Source organism: Sphingobacterium sp. Ag1, from assembly GCF_000988325.1.
GTDB lineage: Bacteria > Bacteroidota > Bacteroidia > Sphingobacteriales > Sphingobacteriaceae > Sphingobacterium.
This window is the reverse complement of the sequence record NZ_LBGU01000032.1, coordinates 1-18,967: the sequence shown is the minus strand read 5'-3', so window position 1 is coordinate 18,967 and position 18,967 is coordinate 1. Positions and strand designations below refer to the sequence as shown.

Annotated in this window: 12 protein-coding genes and 1 pseudogene; 4 read left to right on the top strand and 9 right to left on the bottom strand. The window is 39.9% G+C overall.

Annotated features, from left to right (window positions below):
• Positions 1-22 precede the first annotated feature (22 nt).
• A complete protein-coding gene (locus AAW12_RS07805) occupies positions 23-754 on the top strand; it encodes an RDD family protein (RefSeq protein WP_046673057.1) in 732 nt (243 codons plus the stop codon).
• Between the two features lie 285 nt (positions 755-1,039).
• Here the strand turns inward: AAW12_RS07805 and fabD are convergent, their stop codons facing one another.
• From fabD to AAW12_RS07790, 3 genes are all read right to left on the bottom strand, one after another.
• On the bottom strand, positions 1,040-1,930 hold the full coding sequence (fabD, locus tag AAW12_RS07800; protein ID WP_046673056.1) for an ACP S-malonyltransferase: 891 nt from the start codon (positions 1,928-1,930) through the stop codon (positions 1,040-1,042).
• 210 nt (positions 1,931-2,140) lie between these two features.
• The gene (locus AAW12_RS07795) at positions 2,141-3,370 is read right to left on the bottom strand and encodes a M16 family metallopeptidase (RefSeq protein WP_046673152.1); all 1,230 of its coding nucleotides are present in this window, start codon (positions 3,368-3,370) and stop codon (positions 2,141-2,143) included.
• 234 nt (positions 3,371-3,604) lie between these two features.
• Positions 3,605-6,442 carry an outer membrane beta-barrel protein gene (locus tag AAW12_RS07790; protein ID WP_156167579.1) on the bottom strand — a complete coding sequence of 946 codons (2,838 nt, stop codon included), beginning with the start codon at positions 6,440-6,442 and terminating at the stop codon, positions 3,605-3,607.
• Positions 6,443-6,709: 267 nt separating this feature from the next.
• Here AAW12_RS07790 and AAW12_RS07785 point away from each other — a divergent pair, with 267 nt between their 5' ends.
• Positions 6,710-7,306 carry a ribonuclease HII gene (locus AAW12_RS07785; RefSeq protein WP_046673054.1) on the top strand — a complete coding sequence of 199 codons (597 nt, stop codon included), beginning with the start codon at positions 6,710-6,712 and terminating at the stop codon, positions 7,304-7,306.
• A gap of 29 nt (positions 7,307-7,335) precedes the next feature.
• Here AAW12_RS07785 and AAW12_RS07780 read toward each other — a convergent pair whose 3' ends face one another.
• From AAW12_RS07780 to AAW12_RS07760, 5 genes are all read right to left on the bottom strand, one after another.
• Positions 7,336-9,816: a YfhO family protein gene (locus AAW12_RS07780; protein WP_046673053.1), complete on the bottom strand. Its 2,481-nt coding sequence runs from the start codon at positions 9,814-9,816 to the stop codon at positions 7,336-7,338.
• A 400-nt stretch (positions 9,817-10,216) separates the two neighbouring features.
• On the bottom strand, positions 10,217-10,537 hold the full coding sequence (locus AAW12_RS07775) for a YbjQ family protein (RefSeq protein WP_046673052.1): 321 nt from the start codon (positions 10,535-10,537) through the stop codon (positions 10,217-10,219).
• Between the two features lie 3 nt (positions 10,538-10,540).
• On the bottom strand, positions 10,541-11,227 hold the full coding sequence (locus AAW12_RS07770; RefSeq protein WP_046673051.1) for a potassium channel family protein: 687 nt from the start codon (positions 11,225-11,227) through the stop codon (positions 10,541-10,543).
• 109 nt (positions 11,228-11,336) lie between these two features.
• Entirely contained in the window at positions 11,337-13,127 is a 1,791-nt protein-coding gene (locus AAW12_RS07765) for a TrkH family potassium uptake protein (RefSeq protein ID WP_231585228.1), read from the bottom strand.
• A 105-nt stretch (positions 13,128-13,232) separates the two neighbouring features.
• Positions 13,233-15,128: a hypothetical protein gene (locus AAW12_RS07760; RefSeq protein ID WP_053003576.1), complete on the bottom strand. Its 1,896-nt coding sequence runs from the start codon at positions 15,126-15,128 to the stop codon at positions 13,233-13,235.
• A gap of 95 nt (positions 15,129-15,223) precedes the next feature.
• Here AAW12_RS07760 and AAW12_RS07755 point away from each other — a divergent pair, with 95 nt between their 5' ends.
• Together AAW12_RS07755 and AAW12_RS07750 are read left to right on the top strand one after the other, a co-directional pair.
• On the top strand, positions 15,224-16,261 hold the full coding sequence (locus AAW12_RS07755; RefSeq protein ID WP_046673050.1) for a hypothetical protein: 1,038 nt from the start codon (positions 15,224-15,226) through the stop codon (positions 16,259-16,261).
• Positions 16,221-18,674 carry a hypothetical protein gene (locus AAW12_RS07750; protein ID WP_046673049.1) on the top strand — a complete coding sequence of 818 codons (2,454 nt, stop codon included), beginning with the start codon at positions 16,221-16,223 and terminating at the stop codon, positions 18,672-18,674. Before AAW12_RS07755 ends, AAW12_RS07750 begins: the two co-directional genes overlap by 41 nt.
• A 74-nt stretch (positions 18,675-18,748) precedes the next feature.
• Here the strand turns inward: AAW12_RS07750 and AAW12_RS07745 are convergent.
• Positions 18,749-18,967, bottom strand: a pseudogene (locus AAW12_RS07745) (ribosome small subunit-dependent GTPase A); the annotation flags it as partial.

The window sequence follows — 18,967 nt, the reverse complement described above, 5'->3', positions numbered from 1 at the left end:
ATTAAATTCAAATAATTTACATATGAATAAGCTTGAGATAAATACAGCACAAAATGTAAAAATCGAATATAATCTTGCCAGTCTTGGTTCAAGAATGATCGCTTTTGCAATAGATTATTTTATTATAGTCTGTTATTATTTCTTTTGCTTTTTCCTATTGGACAGTATAAATAGCACCAGCGGAGATCCTTATCTCTTTTATGGTATTATGATGGCATTGACGTTGCCCGCGTTTTTTTATACATTGATTACCGAAACTGCCTTTGGCGGTCAGACAGTAGGCAAGAAGATCATGAAAATAAAGGTCGTTAAACTTGACGGTTCGCGGGCCAACTTTTATCAATACTTGTCCAGATGGAGCCTATCTATCGTAGATATTTGGATGACGATGGGCGGTGTCGCCATTACTTCGATCGTTTTATCCAAAAATGGACAACGCATTGGAGATATTGCCGCGGAAACTTCGGTTATAAGCCTCAAACCTACTTTAAAATTGAGCGACACAATCTACGAAGAGACTTTTGACAATCATCCAATTTTATTTCCGCAGGTTATCAAATTGAGCGACAAGGATGCCAATTCGGTCAAAGAGATCTATCAAACAGCTTTTGACAGAAGAGATGTAGGAATTTTAACAGCTTTGGTACAGCGTCTTGAAGCGGTTATGGAAGTCAAACATCCTGAAAAAATGACTCCCAACGACTTCGTGCTGCAGGTCATGAAAGATCACTATAGTATGTTTAAGGACAAATAGTTTTTACGCTCCTAGTTGATTCTGCATTCTCTCGGTTAAAAAACGGATATCGATCGGAGCTCGTTCGGTGTTTCTTCGCTTGCAACCGAAGAAGTACCGAACGAGCTCCGAACAAGCACCGAAGAAGCACCGAGTAATCTCCGAAACTGATCGCTATGTCTTATCCATTTTTACAGGTAATTCTTAATGTGATTCCGATTTTTCGTTCATAAAAAATGCCCTCAAAAAGTTGGACACTTTTTGAGGGCACAGCAAAATAATTCCTTTTTTATACTGAATATTATGTTACGCGGTCACTGAAGCCGCAGAAGTCTGCACCTGACGGTCGACTTTCTTTACTAAGCCTTGCAATACATTGCCTGGGCCAACTTCTACAAAAGCTGTTGCACCATCGGCCAACATATTTTGTACCGTCTGCGTCCATCGTACAGCGCCAGTCAATTGCGCAATCAGATTTTGTTTTATAACCGCTGGATCTGTCTGTGGTTTGGCATCGATATTTTGATAAATCGGACAGCTAGGCGACAAAATATCTACAGCTTCTATAGCCGCTTGCAATTCCACTTTGGCAGATTCCATCAATGGTGAGTGAAATGCTCCACCCACATTTAGCTTTAATGCGCGCTTAGCACCAGCCTCGGTCAATAAAGCACAAGCTTTATCCACCCCTTCAATAGATCCCGAAATCACCAATTGTCCGGGACAGTTATAATTCGCTGCCACAACAACGTCATCAACTTTAGCACAGATATCTTCCACTATAGCATCTTCCAGACCTAATATCGCAGCCATCGTTGAAGGCTGAAGCTCACATGCTTTTTGCATCGCATTGGCGCGTTGTGCAACCAATTTCAAGCCATCTCCAAAGCTCAATGCTCCTGCTGCTACCAAGGCTGAGAACTCACCCAATGAGTGGCCTGCAACCATATCCGGTTGAAAAGACTCTCCCAATGCTTTTGCCAAAATGACCGAATGTAAGAAAATAGCCGGTTGAGTTACTTTGGTCTGTTTCAACTCCTCGTCTGTACCGGAAAACATAATATCCGTAATACGGAATCCTAAAATATCGTTAGCCTGTTCGAACAAAGCTTTCGTTTCATCATTTAAGTTATACAGGTCCTGCCCCATTCCAACAAATTGGGCTCCTTGACCAGGAAATACATATGCTGTTTTCATCCCTTATATTTTTTATTCGTTTATTTGTCTGCTACCATAGGTATTGAATCTGCCTTTTGCAGTCAATGGTTGATGAGAACGAATTCCCCTAAGCGCAAACTTAGATAAATTGCTTTTTATATGCAATATAAATTCATTTCAGCCAGCTATTATTCCTATTCTTGGCCGATCGATCCACTACCTCTTACGGAATATTGTAGGGCCTTAAATTCAATCTTCGGGAACAAAACTAAGCGACAACATCTTCTTCGGATCAAATACATCTTGTGCTATTTCCAGCAACTCTGTACTCGTCAAGTGCTGAATCTTTTCAATGACTTCATCCAATAAGATAACACGATCATAGTCCATCACATTTTTTGCCGCTGATATAATCATGCTCATACGGTTCTCTTCTGTTAGGGCAATTTGTCCGATGAATTTTTGCTTTGCTTTCTTAATCTTCGTCTCGGAAAGTGGCTGTTCACACATCTTAGCAAGTTCTTTAAAGACAAGTTTTTTAGCCTTCTCCACTTTTTCCTCATCTGTACCAAGGTAGATACTAAACAAACCTGTATCCGAGAATATCGTATAGTTCGATTCTATCGTGTAGGCAATTCCATATTTCTCCCGAATAGACAGATTCAGAATAGACCCCATTCCCATGCCACCAAGCATATTGTTCAAAAGCAATAGCCCTGTCTTACGCTCATCACGATAACCATATGCCAAAGATCCAAGCATGTAATGAACCTGATTAATTGGTTTTGCAACAGCAATATGCTGTTCAATAATCGGATTGACATCATTTCTGATCCGCATAATTCTATTTGCTGGAACCCCACCAAAGATCTTGTGCAGCAATTTCTCAACCTCTTTGAGGCTATAATTGCCGGTGATACCGATAACCATTTCATTGGTATCGTAATTTCCCCGCATAAAATCGTCGATATCGTTCTTTTGTAATGCAAGGAGCTGATCCTCCAATCCCAGAATATTGTGTCCCAATCCGGAGCCCTGAAATATAAGGTCTTCGAAATCGTCAACGATTGACTCTTCGGGACTATCCAAGTAAGAAGCCATTTCATCTACGATTACAGACTTCTCCTTATCCATTTCTGTTTCGGGGAAAGTGGAGTGAAAAAAGATGTCCTCAAAAAGATCTAATGCACGATCTAAATAAGGACGAAGTATAGACGCATGGACGCAAGTATATTCCTTCGTTGTATAGGCATTCAAATCTCCCCCAACCGATTCCAAATGATTTATAATCTGCTGTGTAGAACGTCTTTCCGTCCGCTTAAATAGTAGATGCTCAATAAAATGGGCAACACCGAACTTCCCCACAGTCTCATCCCGAGACCCGGCGTTGATTACCATGCATACATGTGTAACCGGTAAATTCTGATATTGAAATACTACGCGTATTCCGTTTGAAAGTCTAATAATTTCGTATTCCATGCAGTACAAACTTGCTGTAGCTTCTTTTAGTTTATCTATTTTTGCGCGCCCACTAACCTTAACCATCTTCTCCGACAAAAAATATATAATCTATCATTTTTTGCCACTTTGCTCAATCTTCAAACCGTAGGGTCACATGAAGCCGTCACAAAACTAGGCATTTTTAAACGCAAAACGGTCATAGCGAAATCACTATGACCGTTTTTATATCCTATCGCAATAAGATTATTCAAATTACATGCGCGGAGGTCTCATCCCCCCTGGGAATCTGTTCTCGCCTTCAGGGTTTCCCATGGCGAATTTTTGGAACTTGTATGTAAACAAAATCATAAAATATCGTCCCAAACGGTTGGTACGGCTATCCGTAATCATAGATTCACTCACTGTCCGGGAAACATTCGTTTGCTGATTCAATAAGTCAAATGCTTGTAAACGTACTGTACCACGTTGTTGACTCAAGAACTTCTGCTCAAGGTACGTATTGATGACAAACGGGTTTGCATTGATACCGGCTCCATAACCACTATTGAATTGCTTCGATAGATCCGCTCCGAAAATGGTTGTTTTTGTGATGTTAACAGAGCCAATCAATGTGGGTGTCCAAGAAGAAACATTCGTCGTACGATTTGTCAATGAATTCTCCGTATGATTAAATTGGTAGCGTACTCCCGGATTGATTTCCAAATTCTCCGAAGGGTTGTATCTAAACATTAAACCTTGATTTAATACAATATTCCGGGCGACGTTCTTTTGACCGATGTTATCATCTTTCTCCGTGGAAACATATCCAATATTTTTATTGTAGGACACCCCTCCCATTAACATAATATTATATGTTTTTTCTTTCAATGACTTTCCGTAATGATAAAAAGAACTCACATTAAATGGTTTATCGCTTGTTTCATTCAAGTAGCGGGTTTCAGAAACTAACGTAGAATTTGTTTGTCCAGTTTGATAGTCCATTAAATCATCAAAATAGCTTTTGCTCAAGCTCACAATCTTGTTGTTAGTCAAGCCGGCATTAACAAACGCAAAGAAGTTATTTCCTTTTTGAAAATCATTTTTACGGAACCGTACATTCAATTGATGGCTAAATTCCGGATTCAGATTGGCGTTACCGATTACGATACTGGTCCGGTTTGTACTCATATCAAAGGGCAAGATCTGCGTTACTGAAGGCTCATTCGGTGTTCCCGAATAATTGACAGAGATATTGGACTGTCTCGAAAATTTATACTCAAAACGTGCAATAGGCATCCAGTTCATATTGTTGCGATGAATTGGAACGACTAAGCCTGAACTGATCGCATCTCCTCTTAATTGGGAAGGTTGAGCTGCTGCTCCAATGGAATAGGTTATTTTATCGCCACTATACAAATAGTTTGCGCCTATTTTATGTGTTGTGAAGGAATAATCGTAATTGTAATCAAAATTCAACTTCGGGTCCTCCGCAATTAAGTTTCCATCACGATCGAACCCCTGCTGTTTGTTCGAATTATCATACTTATTTTTGTTGAAATCATAGGTAAACTCTACTTTTCCTTTCTCGGAGACAGGTTCAGTATAATTCACCGAAGCGCCTCCATTCCAACTTTTATTATTTGCTTCCAGAATCGTCTTCTCATAGATCGAATCTAAGGGAGCATTTGCATTGTTGGGATCGGCCAACAACCTATCTAGAATGGCATTCTGATCTTTCGTTGTTTTTGCATTATTGAAGTTCATGTTTACAAAAACATTCCTTCCTTTATCATTAAATTTATGATTATACAACCCGCTAATCCCAAATCGCGGTGCAGTGGAATTGGCAACAATATCTTGCGCCTGAGAATTATTAAATACACTACTACGATACGTGAGCGAATTCGTACCTGTCGTTGCATCGCTCTTGTCGTAACCAAACTGAGGTGATATTTTGATATAATCTTTCGTTGTAGGCTTCCATTCGACATTTGCTTCGAAACGATGGCTATCGCCAACCGTGTTCGAATTGGATGTCACACTGTCCGTCTGCATGATATTAGGCAGTGTATTTTCCTGAAAACGTTGGGATAGCGTTGTATTGTTGCTATGGCTAAAACTATAGCTACCGTAAACAGTCAGTTTATCATTAAAGTCTTTGCGGTAATTCAGTCCTATGGAACCAATTTTTGTCAAACCGTCCGATCCACCAAACATGCCGCCACCGCGACGGCCACCGCCACCTTGGCCACGACGTGCACCACCGCCTACAGTACTAAAATCGAATAAGGGGGCATTGGTATTATTCAAATTCCCCAGCACCGAAATTTGTTCACCTTCACGCATTCCCATCCACATCCCTGTAGCTTGGTAACGGTCTTCGGTTCCCACGCCTGCTCGTAGTGTAGTCATGTGTCCCGTATTGTATTTGGGGTCAATCTGGATATTTAATACCTTTTCCGAATCACCGTTTTTATTGCCAGTGACATTGGCCATATCACCATAATCATCAATGACCTGCATCTTTTGGATAATATTTGCAGGTAGATTTTGGGTAGCAGTCTTTACATCTCCACCAAAAAAGTCCTTACCATTAATACGAACCCGTTTTACGGATTCACCTTGTGCCGTTACATTACCGTCTTTATCAACCTCTACGCCTTGCAACTTCTTCAAAGCGTCTTCCGCAACGGCGCCATCGCGGAGCTTTAGATCTTTCATGGTGTATTCCAGGGTATCACTTTTAACAACGACAGTAGGGACACCATCAACCACAACTTCCTGCAGCATCTGTGAATTCTGTTGTAAAGTTAAACTTGGAATTATATATTTTGACTCGCCTTTGGGAATACTAAATTCCTTTTCAAAACGCTCGAAGCCTAAGTTTGAAACGGTAATTTTAAAGGTATCGGATTTGATCTTATCAAAGATAAAAATCCCCGCCATATTGGATCCTGTAGTCATGGAATCCAACTTTGATGTCAACTTCACCGTTGCACCGGCGACAATTCGATTCTTGTCATCTTTCAAGATTCCCTGCACGCTCTTCGTCTGGCCATAAACGGTCCATCCCATCAGCATACTAAACAAAAAAAGCATAAAGCCTCTCATAACACGTATTTTTATATTTCTATAATTGATAAATCTTCGACACTAAAATTATTGCTCAAGTTTAATGTTGAAACCATATGGCCTACACCAGAACAAACTTTTGTTTTGCCAATGAAAATTACTTCAGCATTAATAGTTCAGTGCTCTAAATCTTTACAAAAGAAGACATTATTAGTGTTAATTAATGTAAATGGCCAATATTCACACAGAAGTTACAATAGATTAGTGTAAATTTATTTGTATTTTCGGCTATTTTAAGGGCGGAACATGTTATTATCATATTATCAGGAGCAGTGGATAGAGGCGGGTTGTGACGAAGCAGGCAGGGGTTGTTTGGCGGGACCTGTTTTCGCGGCAGCTGTAATTTTCCCAACAGACTATTACCACGATCTCCTTAACGACTCCAAACAACTTAGTGAGAAAAAAAGGATGATATTGCGGCCAATTATCGAACGCGAAGCTCTCGCATTTGCTGTTGCTAGTGTTTCGGCTGAAGAAATAGATCGCATAAACATCCATAATGCAAGCTACTTAGCCATGCACAAGGCGCTTGATCTCTTAAAGACCAAAGCGGAGTATATCATCGTTGACGGAAATAAGTTTATTCCCTATCAACAGATTCCGCATACATGTATCGTCAAGGGGGATGGCAAGTATCTGTCGATCGCAGCCGCTTCAATTCTGGCCAAAACTTATCGGGATGAATATATGGACAACATTGCTGTGGATTATCCCCACTACGACTGGCTCAACAACAAAGGGTACCCAACAGTTAAACACAGATCAGCTGTATTGGCGCATGGGTCTACGCCGCATCATAGAAAGAGCTTTAGAATAACCGACCCGCAGCTCAAATTATTCTAAAGCTCAAACAATTCGAAAAGAAACAGCAGCTAAGCCGCTGTTTCTTTTTTATTCCCTTTAAAGGAGAAATATATCGCCGTCCCTATTCCCAATACAAGAACAATAGACGAGATTAAAGTCAATAAATTACCCAATTTGTGTGACTCTGGATCAAAAACAAACTCTACCTTATGCGTTCCCGCAGGTAACTGCAGTGCCCTTAAGATATAGTCCGCACGAATAATTGGCGTTTCTTTTCCATCCACATAAGCTTTCCATCCTTTATCGTAAAATACTTCAGAAAATACAGCAAAAGCGTCATTGGCAACTGTATATTCATATTGCATTTTATCGGGATGGTAGGAGGTCAACTTAATCTCCCCTGTCGTTGAAGCAGTCGATGTTTTAGCCTTAATCTCATTTTGATATTGTTGATTCACAAAGGCCTCCTTATGTGGATCAAAAGAACTAATTGCCTGCATTTCTTCGGCGTTTCCTTTCACAAAACTTACCCGATCTACAAACCAAGCATTCCCTGCAGCTGTACTTCTTCTTACAATTCGTTGTGACTGATTCTGAGGATCTGTCGTAATCAAATAACGCACGTTGAACATATCCAATACATCTTCGTTAAGGGCGCCATTAAATTGATTTTCCAAAATTTCCTGGAAACGCATTAATTTTGCTGCATGGTATCCGCCTAAGGATTTATGGAAGTAGGACGGCCGGGCATCCGAAAACGGATCCGAAGTCAAGTCAAGCACGCGGTAGCTTGGATCTTTATCCATTAAGATCAATTGATCCACTTCCCGTTGTTGGAATACTTGCTGTGCTGTAGCCCCCTTCTCCATAAAAGATTTATCATTCAAGAAGCGCTTATCTACACTCCATAAATCAAACAGGAATAAGACGAGCAAAGCCCCTAATAATACACCCTCGCTCAGTTTTTTCTTTAAAAAGACCCAAACGAATCCAAAGGTCAGCAAAACAATGAAAAAAGAACGGTAGGCATCTTTACTCGCGATATCTTTGCGATCCAGAACCAACTGGTTTGCCAACTCTGTCGCAAAGGCCTTATCACCGATTTGACGCTCTAACATTTCTACCAAATTGCTATGCCCCGCATTTCCAAAATTCAAAAAGAGATCCGGCATTATGGCAATCAACAGACAGACTCCACCGACTCCAATAAAAGTATATAAGATTTTTTTATCTAAGTTTGGTATCTCCTTAGCACGTGTTAACAGTTCATTTAATGCCATAATCGCCATCATTGGCACTGTAATAGAAACCACAACAAGAATAGATTCAACAGCCCTAAACTTATTGTACATGGGGAAATAGTCAAAGAACAGATCCGATACAAGGGTAAAGTTTTTTCCAAATGACAAAAGCAATGCTAAAATGGTTGTTGCCAAAATCCACCACTTGAAGCGATCCTTGACAATAACAAGGCCCAACACAAATAGGAAGAAAACTCCTGCCCCAAAATACCATGGTCCCGAAGTAAAACGTTTGTCGCCCCAATAGGTTGGCATGCCTTGCGCCATCTGGCCAGCTTGAATCTCCGACGCCCCTCCTCGTTCCATTAAGAACTTAGCGACATGTGATTTCTCGTCCAATTGTCCTCCAGTTGAACCACCATAGGCATTCGGAATTAAAAAGGTAATGGTTTCACCAATCCCTTGGCTCCACTCATAGGCATATTCTTTATCAAGCCCTTTCTCTTTAGCATTGTTGTTATCAACCTTCGTGATATTGGCATGCCCACGCGTACTTAATTTACTATATTCCCAAGTCGGCAATAAAATAGATGCATTTACCATCAAAGCGATGACCACTGCAATAATCTGCCTTCCTGAAGCTATAAAAAAACCTTTTAATTGCTTTTGTTTAAGTGCATCGATGAACGTGAAAATCACGTATACCATGAGGACAATCAACAGATAATAGGTTGTCTGTAAGTGATTGACGCGAATTTCCAGCGAAAGAAACAACGCCAATAATACAGGCCCCCACAATTTACTTCCCCGGTAACACATAATAACCGCAGCAATAACAGGCGGAATAAATGCGATTGCATTGGCCCTTGTTATATGCCCAGCTTCAATATAAATAAAATTATAGGATGTAAATGCAATGGCTATTGCGCCGACTGCGGCAAGCCAGGGTTTGATCCGTAAGACACTAAAAAGGAAATAAGCCCCCAACAAATAAAATAGCACCGTATCCATTGGGCTCGGAAAGGCGAACTTAACGGCTTTTAAGAAATAGGTACCAATGTTATTCTCATTTTCTTGCCAAATTTGATAAGTCGGCATTCCGCCAAACATCGAGTTAGTCCATAAGGGCGCTTTACCATCCTTTGCCTTAAAATCAAATAATTCCTTCTGCGCCGCCTGCGCCTGTACCACATCCGACTGCGCCAGTGTTTTTCCTTGCCAAACAGGGGTAAAATAAAAAAATACGAGCGCAATAAATATCGCAATAACGATCAAATGTGCTGAATTCGCCTTAAACCAATTTTTCATCCGTATAAATTTGTCATTTTAAGGTGATGAATATATCTAATTTATTCAACTTACCAAATAATCGTTCATTCATAACTTGCTTTTCGTTGTATCTATGAACACATTATATGCGGTTTGATAAATCTCGATGATTTCATTTACCTTCTTAGGTTGTTTAAAAGTCTTAAAAGCCAAACTTAGATAAATTTGTTTTTATATACAATTATAATTATCGCTCAGTGTCCTGTTAACAGCAAGGTGTTAGCTGTATTGACTCGGCAATCGATCGCTCTTCCTTTTAAATACATAAATAGAAGGTATCTAGAAAAACCGGGCCAAGCCTTTGGGCACTCAATAGCTGAAATGTTGCCTTAGCGAGGGACACATAAAAAAGGGAGCAAAATTTTTTGCCCCCTTGTAATTAAGATCTCATTTTTACCGCCGTTCCCGTTGCGCCCACCATCATCATTCCTCCTGTTCCTACCGTCTGGAAGTCCAGTCGAACCCCAACGACCGCATCAGCGCCCAAGGCGCGTGCACGGTCTTCAAGTTCACGCAGCGCTGCTTCACGGGTTTCCTGGAATGCGCGTTCATAAGAGTTGGATCTTCCGCCAAAAAAATCGCGGAAACCCGCCATCATATCCTTGATTGCATTTGCCCCCAGAACCACTTCGGAAGAGACTATTCCCAAATAGCGTTCAATTTGGTGTCCCTCAATAGTACCTGTTGTTGTCAATAACATATTTTATTCTCCTTTTTGAATTAACTTATTAATATTGGATAGCTCACCAAAAACAACCAAAATATCACCCTCTTCCATGATCGTTTCCGATGCGGCAATTCCTGAAGCTTCTTTTTGTTCTTTAGTCACACCATCCTTTTTCATTTCTGTAATTTTCACGGTGGTTAAGACGATCACCTTGTATAAATTCGTCAGGTTCGCTTCACGCAAGGTCATCCCCACGTAACGCGCCGGAACTTTAGTCTCGACAATAGAGTATTTATCCGAGACTTTAAACGAATCGACGATATCAATATTGTCTAAACGCATTGCCAACCGCTCAGCAGCCTCTTCTTCCGGCATGATATATTCATTGATTTCCATGGCCTCCAACACAGTTTTTTGTAAATCTGAAACAATTCGACCAATGATGCGTTTAACTTTCAACTGTTTTAAGAGCGCCACGGTCATGAGCGAAGCTCCCTCATCCTCTCCTATTGCAACAATGACAGCATGAGCATCTTTAAGCGGTAATGACGATACCGCTTCTCGGTCGGTGGTATCTAGGCATACCGTGTGCGTTATCTTGTCCTTTAATTGTTCAACGATACTGAGATTTCGGTCGGCACCAATCACCTCATGCCCGAGTTCAGTAAGATGTACCCCTAAAGAACGTCCAAAATGCCCCAATCCTAAAACAATATACTTCATATCTCAAACTAAAATAAATTTACCTTTAATTCCAAGCTATCTTTCAATTTATATGCTCATATTCCGCTGATAAAGCCATCAAATTTAGCCAAAACGGTCACTTGTCTGCTTAAAACAAGATTTTTTCTTCCGGAAATACAATATTTCTCCGGGTTGTATTTTTAATAAAAGCTACCAATAGCGTCAACATCCCAACACGTCCAACAAGCATTGTCAACGCAATAATTAATTTCCCCCCCGTACTGAGCGACGGTGTAATCCCCAAACTTAATCCACATGTTGTATAGGCTGATAGTGATTCAAAGAGGAGTGCTTTCATACTCTTATCGGGATCTGTAAAAATGAGCACAAAAAAACTGAATCCAACCACAAAAAACGACAATAAAATAATCGCAAAAGCCTTGTTAACAGACTCGCCTGCTATTCGCCTTTTAAAAATCTCTATATATTCTTTTCCTTTAGCCAGCGAAACAATATTCAACAGTGAAACAGCAACTGTAGTTACCTTTACTCCCCCACCAGTAGATCCGGGGGAGGCCCCGACCCACATCAGCAGCATAATCAAAAAAACAGTTGGTGGCCCAACAAAACTCAAATCAACACTATTGTAACCTGCCGAACGTGCCGCATTGGCCATAAAGAAGGAAGTCGCCCATTCCCCATCGATTCCCTTTTCAAGAGAAAGTGTATTCCCTCGCTCTAAGAAATAGAAAAACAAAGTGGCACCTACAATAATAATCGCATTACAGACCAGCACCAATTTAGAATTAAAGCTAAAGCTCCATGCTTTATGCTTATAGTTTTTCTTTGTGATCCATCGGTGATAATAAAGCAATATGGATTCTTTCATATAGGTGTAGAAATTCAATACTATTCCAAACCCCAAACCGCCCAGAATGAAAAGCGAGGACAATGCCAATTGGAACGGATAATTGAATTTATAGGCTTCATGGGTAATTCCTCCAGATAAAATCGAAAATCCAGCGTTACAGAATGACGAAATGGAATGAAAGATCGAAAAGAAAACCATGCTCCCCAAATTTGGAAAATTAGCACTTTCCAAGGTACTAAAGATCAGTATTGCTCCAAGCAATTCAAACAGCAGCGTAATAAAGATCATGGTCAATAGGGTTTTAATGACGGAGGCTACTTTATTTTCACCTAAAATTTCACCAAACATCAATTGATTCTTAAATGAAAATCCACCCGAAAAAAAATAACCAAAAAAACCTGTAAATGTCATAATACCTAATCCTCCAACCTGTATCAAGACAATGACCACAGTTTGTCCGAACATGCTAAAATTTGTTGAAATATCGGCAACCGACAAGCCCGTGATACAAACAGCGCTTGTTGCCATAAATAAGGCGTCCACAAAACTTAACGGAGCTTCTACCGTGGTCCGCGGCAACATCAAGAGTACCGTGCCAAGCAGGATAAGAGCGAGGAAACTGATGACAAATAATATGGTCGGATTAAAATAAAAATTATCAAAGAAAAGTGTGCTCTTCGACAGCTCCGCGATAAAAATTAGATAGATTCCGAGATAAACCCACTGTTCTCTTGAAAAAACAGCGAGTGCTCCAAACCCTGCAAAACGGGCAATAAGAATAAATACAAAGTAAATGAGAATAACCAAGCCCGAGTAATGCTCCACAGCAATTTTTTTGAGTGCGTAAATGGAGGATGACTCGCGGAGAGCAATCATGAAAAAGAGCACAAAGAAAAGATAATGAATTGTTTTACCCAGCAATTTCCCTAGTGCAGGATCAGTAACATAGCCTACATTAAATATAACGATTGCAGCACAAATCATGCTCACATAGAACATGATTTTGTCTACAAGCCCATTTTTATATTTGAAAACAAATCGGATAAAACTTAAAATCGAATCTATCATAATGTCTCAAACTAAGATAAATCTGTCAATAAATACAAATTATCTCCGTTGTGTTTTTTGGCGCGCCGACTAAACCAAGGCAACCTTTTCACGTGAAACGGATCTTTAATTTCCCGCCCCTTCTTTCTCGAGTTCCTTTTCAGCCTTTTCACGGTCACGCTTCCTTTTCTCTTCAATCTTTGCCGCCTCTTTGGCCTCATCTTCTTTTTCTTCCTTCAGCAACTCCTCAGGCGTTTTGTGCTTCTTAAATATACTTGAAATCATTTTCTTGGCCTTGCTGATTCCCCCAACGACTTTTTCAACTTTTCCAGCTGTGTTCATTAATTTAGCTTCCCGTTCTGGACCAAGGCCGACACATTGCTTAATTCCAACCAACAAAGTCTGCCACATCGCTTTAAAAAATGGATGATTGGGGTCCCTGCGCTTATTGATATGCCCTACCGTATATTTACCGTATAAATCCGGATTGCCCGGATTAAACAACACCTGATTAATCATAAAAGACAGCAGCCCCTTTTTTTCTCGACGACCATCATCACCTGGCTCCGACAGGATATTAACTTTGAGATCATCATAATCCATTTTAAAGGTCCCTTTACTACGGTAATCGTTGGCCCATATGTCAAATGTAATCTGACTGAGATTGCCCGATTTAACCTCAACATTTAACAATGGCCGGATCATTTTATTAACGACTGTTAGATCCATTTTCCCAAGTGTGCCCTTGTAGGTATAGGCCCCAACTTTAGAGGTCATATCAAAAACGAAGTTGGTAGAAAGCTTGCCTGCGTTCATAAAATTGCTGCTCAAATTTGCACGCATGAGCTTCTGCTTAAGCAATTTTGTCGAATCATTTGTCACATTCAATATCGTACCATACGTGTGATCAAAAGTAATGGTACCGATTTGACTATACTCATCACTCATTTCAGCATACGTAATTCCTATATTATCTAAAATCAATGAATCAATTCCCAAGCGTGTCGACATCTGCATTAATTTCATGTGCGGAGCATTTCCAATCTGACTGGTGGGTGGGCTTTTATAATGTTTATCACTATAAATCGAAAGAGAACCATTTTTTAAGCGTGCATTTTGTGCATATATTTTCTTATCACGGGATAGCTCGGCAAAATTGAATCCCGTCAAAAGCAGAGTATCCATTTTCAGCACCATATAGCTTCCACCTTCACCTTTCTTTCGGTAATATGCAGCCTTATTCAGCGTCGGCTGATAAGCAACTTTAGTCAACAGGACATTGCGATTTTTACTATTGATTTTCAACTGATCAAAGTTTATCTTATAAAACCCGTCTGGAGTTTTATAGGTAAAACCAGGCACCTCAATATCAATCATTTTCGTATGATAAAAGCGCTGCTTATCTCGCTCAGAAGTCGAATCGATTAAAACGTCATCTATACGAACCTTGACCTTCTTGACTTCGAAATCTTGATAAACCCCTTTTTGGACCTGCGTATATTTAAAATCGATATCATTCAAATTGACAGCCCGAACCTGAATTTTTTTCAGATTATCCTTTATCTTTTCATACAATGGTTTTTTAGGTCCCCTACTCACCGTATCGTTATAACGGTGTACCTCATTGATGACATGAATCGTTGGTGTTTCGACAGTGATATCATTCAAAAAAAGTTCCTTTTCCATCAATACCCTCCGGATACCAAAGCTTTTTATTTTCAGCCTATTGATGGAAATTTCAAAGCGGTTATCTGGTGCTTTTTTGACCAACTCCAACTTTTTATATACGGAACTGTCTGAGACGAGCTGCAGATTGTCTATTGTTATATTGCCTAATAATAGGTTGACGTGGATATCGTCGTATGTAATAGTATACAAATTGTCCGTTGCTTGAGACACCAGCTGCTTGATTTTAGTATCTAAAAGGGGCTTCCACTTATTGCTAAAATACCAAATACCACCAGCCAACGCCAGTAGGATAAACGCTACAATACCAAGAATCCATTTGAAAATAGGCTTCATAAAGTCACAATCTCTTTGTAATTTCGTCTTTATTTTATTGAATAACAAACAAAATTAAGCCCATTTTGTTTGAATTATGACTAAATAAGGTGAATATGCTGCGTAAAACACAACTATTTTTATTTTTTGTACCGCTATCTCTACTTTTTTTAGGTTCCTGCACCAAAACAAAGCATGAAACGGGCTTCTATTTTTGGAAGACCGTATTTCAGTTAGATACCGCAGAAAGCCGATCCTTAAAAGAAATTGACGCGAAATCTATCTATGTCCGCATCATGGATATTGATTTCGATCCATCTGGTGTACAAGCCATTCCTATTAGCCCCATTACGTTTACGCAACCTATACCCAAAGAACAGCAATTGATTCCTGTAGTATTTGTCAACCAACGTGTTTTTGCAGAGATGGATAGCCTGCAGATCAGGGGATTGGCAAATAAGATTGTTCCGTTTGTGACGGCTAAAATACAACAAGCCGGGAAAGAAAAATTTACCGAACTCCAACTGGACTGCGATTGGACAAAGACATCCCGTGATAAATTTTTCTATCTGCTCAGCTATTTGCAGCAATTACCGGCATTAAAAGATGTTATCGTGAGCGCTACGCTGCGGCTCCACCAAGTCAAAAATACGGTCACCAGCGGAATTCCGCCTGTGAAAAAAGCCATGTTGATGTGTTACAATATGGGAAATCTCAGACAATTTGGCAATCAGAACTCCATTTTAAATCAACAGGACCTCAAGACTTACCTAAGCGGAACATTACGCAATTATCCGATGGAAATGGATATTGCATTACCGCTATTTCAGTGGTTTGTCGTTTTCAGAAATAATAATTACATCGGTATTTCAAAGCATATCAACGAAGAGGATATCAAAGACTCGGCCTTATTTACCCATAACCCCAATACGAACCTCTATATTTTAACAAAGGATCTCCCAAAAGCAAACCTTAAAAAGGGAGATGTTATACGTTTTGAATCCATCAATCAGGGTGAGCTCCTACAAACGGCAAAATTTTTGAAGGGAGAGCTGAAAGGAAAAGAACACCGGATTATTTTTTATCATTTAGATCAAGCTACACTAGCAAACCATGGCAATGCCGAATTACAAAAAATTATTGCTGCTTTCTAGCACTACATTAGCTTTCTTCTTTGGAGAGATTGCAACCAATATCGCCTGTGGTCCTGAAGTGGATCCTTACGACAATCAAACGACATATTATCTCCCCAATCTGGAGGACAATGGATTTTCTGCCTTTCAATTCATCCCCTACCAATTTCTTTATACGGAGGAAGCACCAGTCAAAGAAAGTTTAATTAATGCCGAAACTTGGGTGAAGCACCTCGGTTCACAGGTCAAGGTTAAGGATGTCGAGCAATTGATGTACAACAGCAACGCTGCAACCGCTAATTTAGCCAGCAATCAACAAAAATCGGCTTGGACCAGCCTGCCAGATTCCATTAAAGGAAATACGTTCTTAAGCACATTGATTGACGGAAAACATGAAGCTGAACGTGCTTATTTTATGTTCACCAAAAAGCAGGAACCCATTACGAATATTCAACATAACTATTGGGATCCGGATACCCGAAATTTCAAAGAAATCACACAATTAGCTGAACTCGCCGAACAGCAGATCTCCAAGTACCCCAAAAATAGCTTTCTCTATATCCGTTATGCATATCAAGCCGCCCGTTTATATCTATTTGGGCAGGAATACGCCAAGAGCATGACGATTTATGAAAAGTACCTGCAATCTGCTAAGGGAGACGAAGCTATCCTCAATTGGGCACTATCCAACTATGCGGGGGCTGTCCGCAAAAATGGTGATCCTGCAAGGGCAGCTTATCTCTTTTCCAAATTATTCACCGCCAGTCCGGAAAGGCGCATCCTCGCGTATGCTAATTTCCATTATATTACAGCCAGCGATGCCGAGATATTTCAATATGCAAAAAATGATGCCGATAGATTCAACATCAATGCTATCATTGGCTTCGGGACAAGTGACTATGCCCTGAAATATCTGAGCGACTGCTATCAGCTCGATCCTGCCAATACCGTAAATGCGGTACTATTAGGACGCGAAGTCAATAAGATAGAAACAGAAATGAACGAGTCTTTTTACCTCAGTAGCGATAATTATAATTACTACAGTAAAAATGACGATAAAGGAAAGGTTAAGCTACATCTGGATTCGCTCCGCAATTTTGCGCTAAAACTTTATCGCGACAAAAAATATGTTCAACCCCAATTGGGCCTTATTACTGCTGCCTACCTAAGTTGGATGAATAAGGAAAATACTTTAGCAAAAGAATACCTTGCTGGAATAAAAGAGACTGACCTCAGTCCAAAATTGATTGATCAGCTGCAAATTACCCGATTGCTCACGCAATTAACGGACTGGCAAAGCAGTAAGCAGCTGGATGAAGTTCAATTGACCAAAACCTTATCGTGGTTAGAAGAAAAAGCAAAACTAGATGGTAAAGAAGATATCCGCAAGCAAAACTGGGGTTATAGTGCTTTTGAATACAGCAACTATAGTTTAATCTGCCGGAACGTTCTACAAAATCTTGTTGTAAAACACTATTTGAACACACAAGACACCGCTATGGCTAGTTTAGCTGCTGTAAAGGCCGATGCTTTTTACAACTATGGCTTTGTGAAAGACTCATTGGAAGATAATATGCAGTGGACAACAATGCACTTTTGGGAAAATAGCCTTACACCTAAAACCCTGTTAAAAATAAGGAATTTATTGTCGGACAATTCCCAACAGAACACCCTATCTAAATTCTTATTGAAGGATATTAAACATTTCAATAAAGATTATCTCACCGAATTACTGGGTACAACTTATTTGCGCGAACTGGATTTTCAAAAAGCAGCAAAAACTTTAGCAGCACTTCCTAAAGACCATAAAATAAAGGAAATTAAAAACTGGTACAGCGCGGATGAAGATGATATCAAACCCAACCCCTTTGTTGTGACGATAAATGACTATCCCAAAAAATACGGAAAGGAAAATACAACCAAACTAAAATATGCTGAACGGATGGCGCGGTTGGAAAATGCGATAAAAACGGAAAAAGATAATCAGAAAAAAGCGGAGTATTACTTTCAAATGGCTACAGGTATCTATCAGACAAGTACCTACGGCAATGCATGGTCGATCGTATCCTACGATTGGTCATCGACAGATAACCACGCTCCCTCGACACTCCATTGGCAACGAAACTACCTACAGACTAAATCGGCTAAGGAATGGTATAGCAAAGCGCGCGCGCTCAGTTCCAATAAAGAATTCAAGGCTAAATGCACTTTTATGCTGGCCAAATGCGAACAAAAAGATTTTGTTTATACCAATGAATCACGTTGGCAGTATTATGATTCACCCTTGAAAAATCCTTTTTACCGCTTTTCAATGCAAAATAGGTACTTCAAAGAATTGAGCACACAATATAAAGATACACCATTCTTTACCATCGCGTCAAAAGAGTGTACCTATCTTCGCGACTTTTTAAACTTGACACAAGCGATACAATAAGGGCTGCCGCCTAACTTGCTTTATAAAAATATAGCCCCTTCCTGATGTAAGAAGGCGCTATATTTTTATAAAGATTAAGCTCTACTATCTTCGTTATGATATATACTGAGGTAGCTATCATAGCGGGAACTCTCAATATCGCCTTCTTCCACAGCCTCCATAATGACACAACCGGGTTCATTGATATGCCTGCAATTATGAAATCGACATTGATTCATCAACGCGCGCATCTCTGGAAAAAAATGGGATAGCTCCTGTTTTTCTATAACCACAATTCCCAACTCACGAATACC

What these genes read in the sequence shown, in the direction of transcription:
- AAW12_RS07805 (WP_046673057.1), top strand. Translation starts at nt 23, where the DNA reads ATGAATAAGCTTGAGATAAATACAGCACAAAATGTAAAAATCGAATAT.
- fabD (WP_046673056.1), bottom strand. Translation starts at nt 1,930, where the DNA reads ATGAAAACAGCATATGTATTTCCTGGTCAAGGAGCCCAATTTGTTGGA.
- AAW12_RS07795 (WP_046673152.1), bottom strand. Translation starts at nt 3,370, where the DNA reads ATGGAATACGAAATTATTAGACTTTCAAACGGAATACGCGTAGTATTT.
- AAW12_RS07790 (WP_156167579.1), bottom strand. Translation starts at nt 6,442, where the DNA reads ATGAGAGGCTTTATGCTTTTTTTGTTTAGTATGCTGATGGGATGGACC.
- AAW12_RS07785 (WP_046673054.1), top strand. Translation starts at nt 6,710, where the DNA reads ATGTTATTATCATATTATCAGGAGCAGTGGATAGAGGCGGGTTGTGAC.
- AAW12_RS07780 (WP_046673053.1), bottom strand. Translation starts at nt 9,816, where the DNA reads ATGAAAAATTGGTTTAAGGCGAATTCAGCACATTTGATCGTTATTGCG.
- AAW12_RS07775 (WP_046673052.1), bottom strand. Translation starts at nt 10,537, where the DNA reads ATGTTATTGACAACAACAGGTACTATTGAGGGACACCAAATTGAACGC.
- AAW12_RS07770 (WP_046673051.1), bottom strand. Translation starts at nt 11,227, where the DNA reads ATGAAGTATATTGTTTTAGGATTGGGGCATTTTGGACGTTCTTTAGGG.
- AAW12_RS07765 (WP_231585228.1), bottom strand. Translation starts at nt 13,127, where the DNA reads ATGATAGATTCGATTTTAAGTTTTATCCGATTTGTTTTCAAATATAAA.
- AAW12_RS07760 (WP_053003576.1), bottom strand. Translation starts at nt 15,128, where the DNA reads ATGAAGCCTATTTTCAAATGGATTCTTGGTATTGTAGCGTTTATCCTA.
- AAW12_RS07755 (WP_046673050.1), top strand. Translation starts at nt 15,224, where the DNA reads ATGCTGCGTAAAACACAACTATTTTTATTTTTTGTACCGCTATCTCTA.
- AAW12_RS07750 (WP_046673049.1), top strand. Translation starts at nt 16,221, where the DNA reads ATGGCAATGCCGAATTACAAAAAATTATTGCTGCTTTCTAGCACTACA.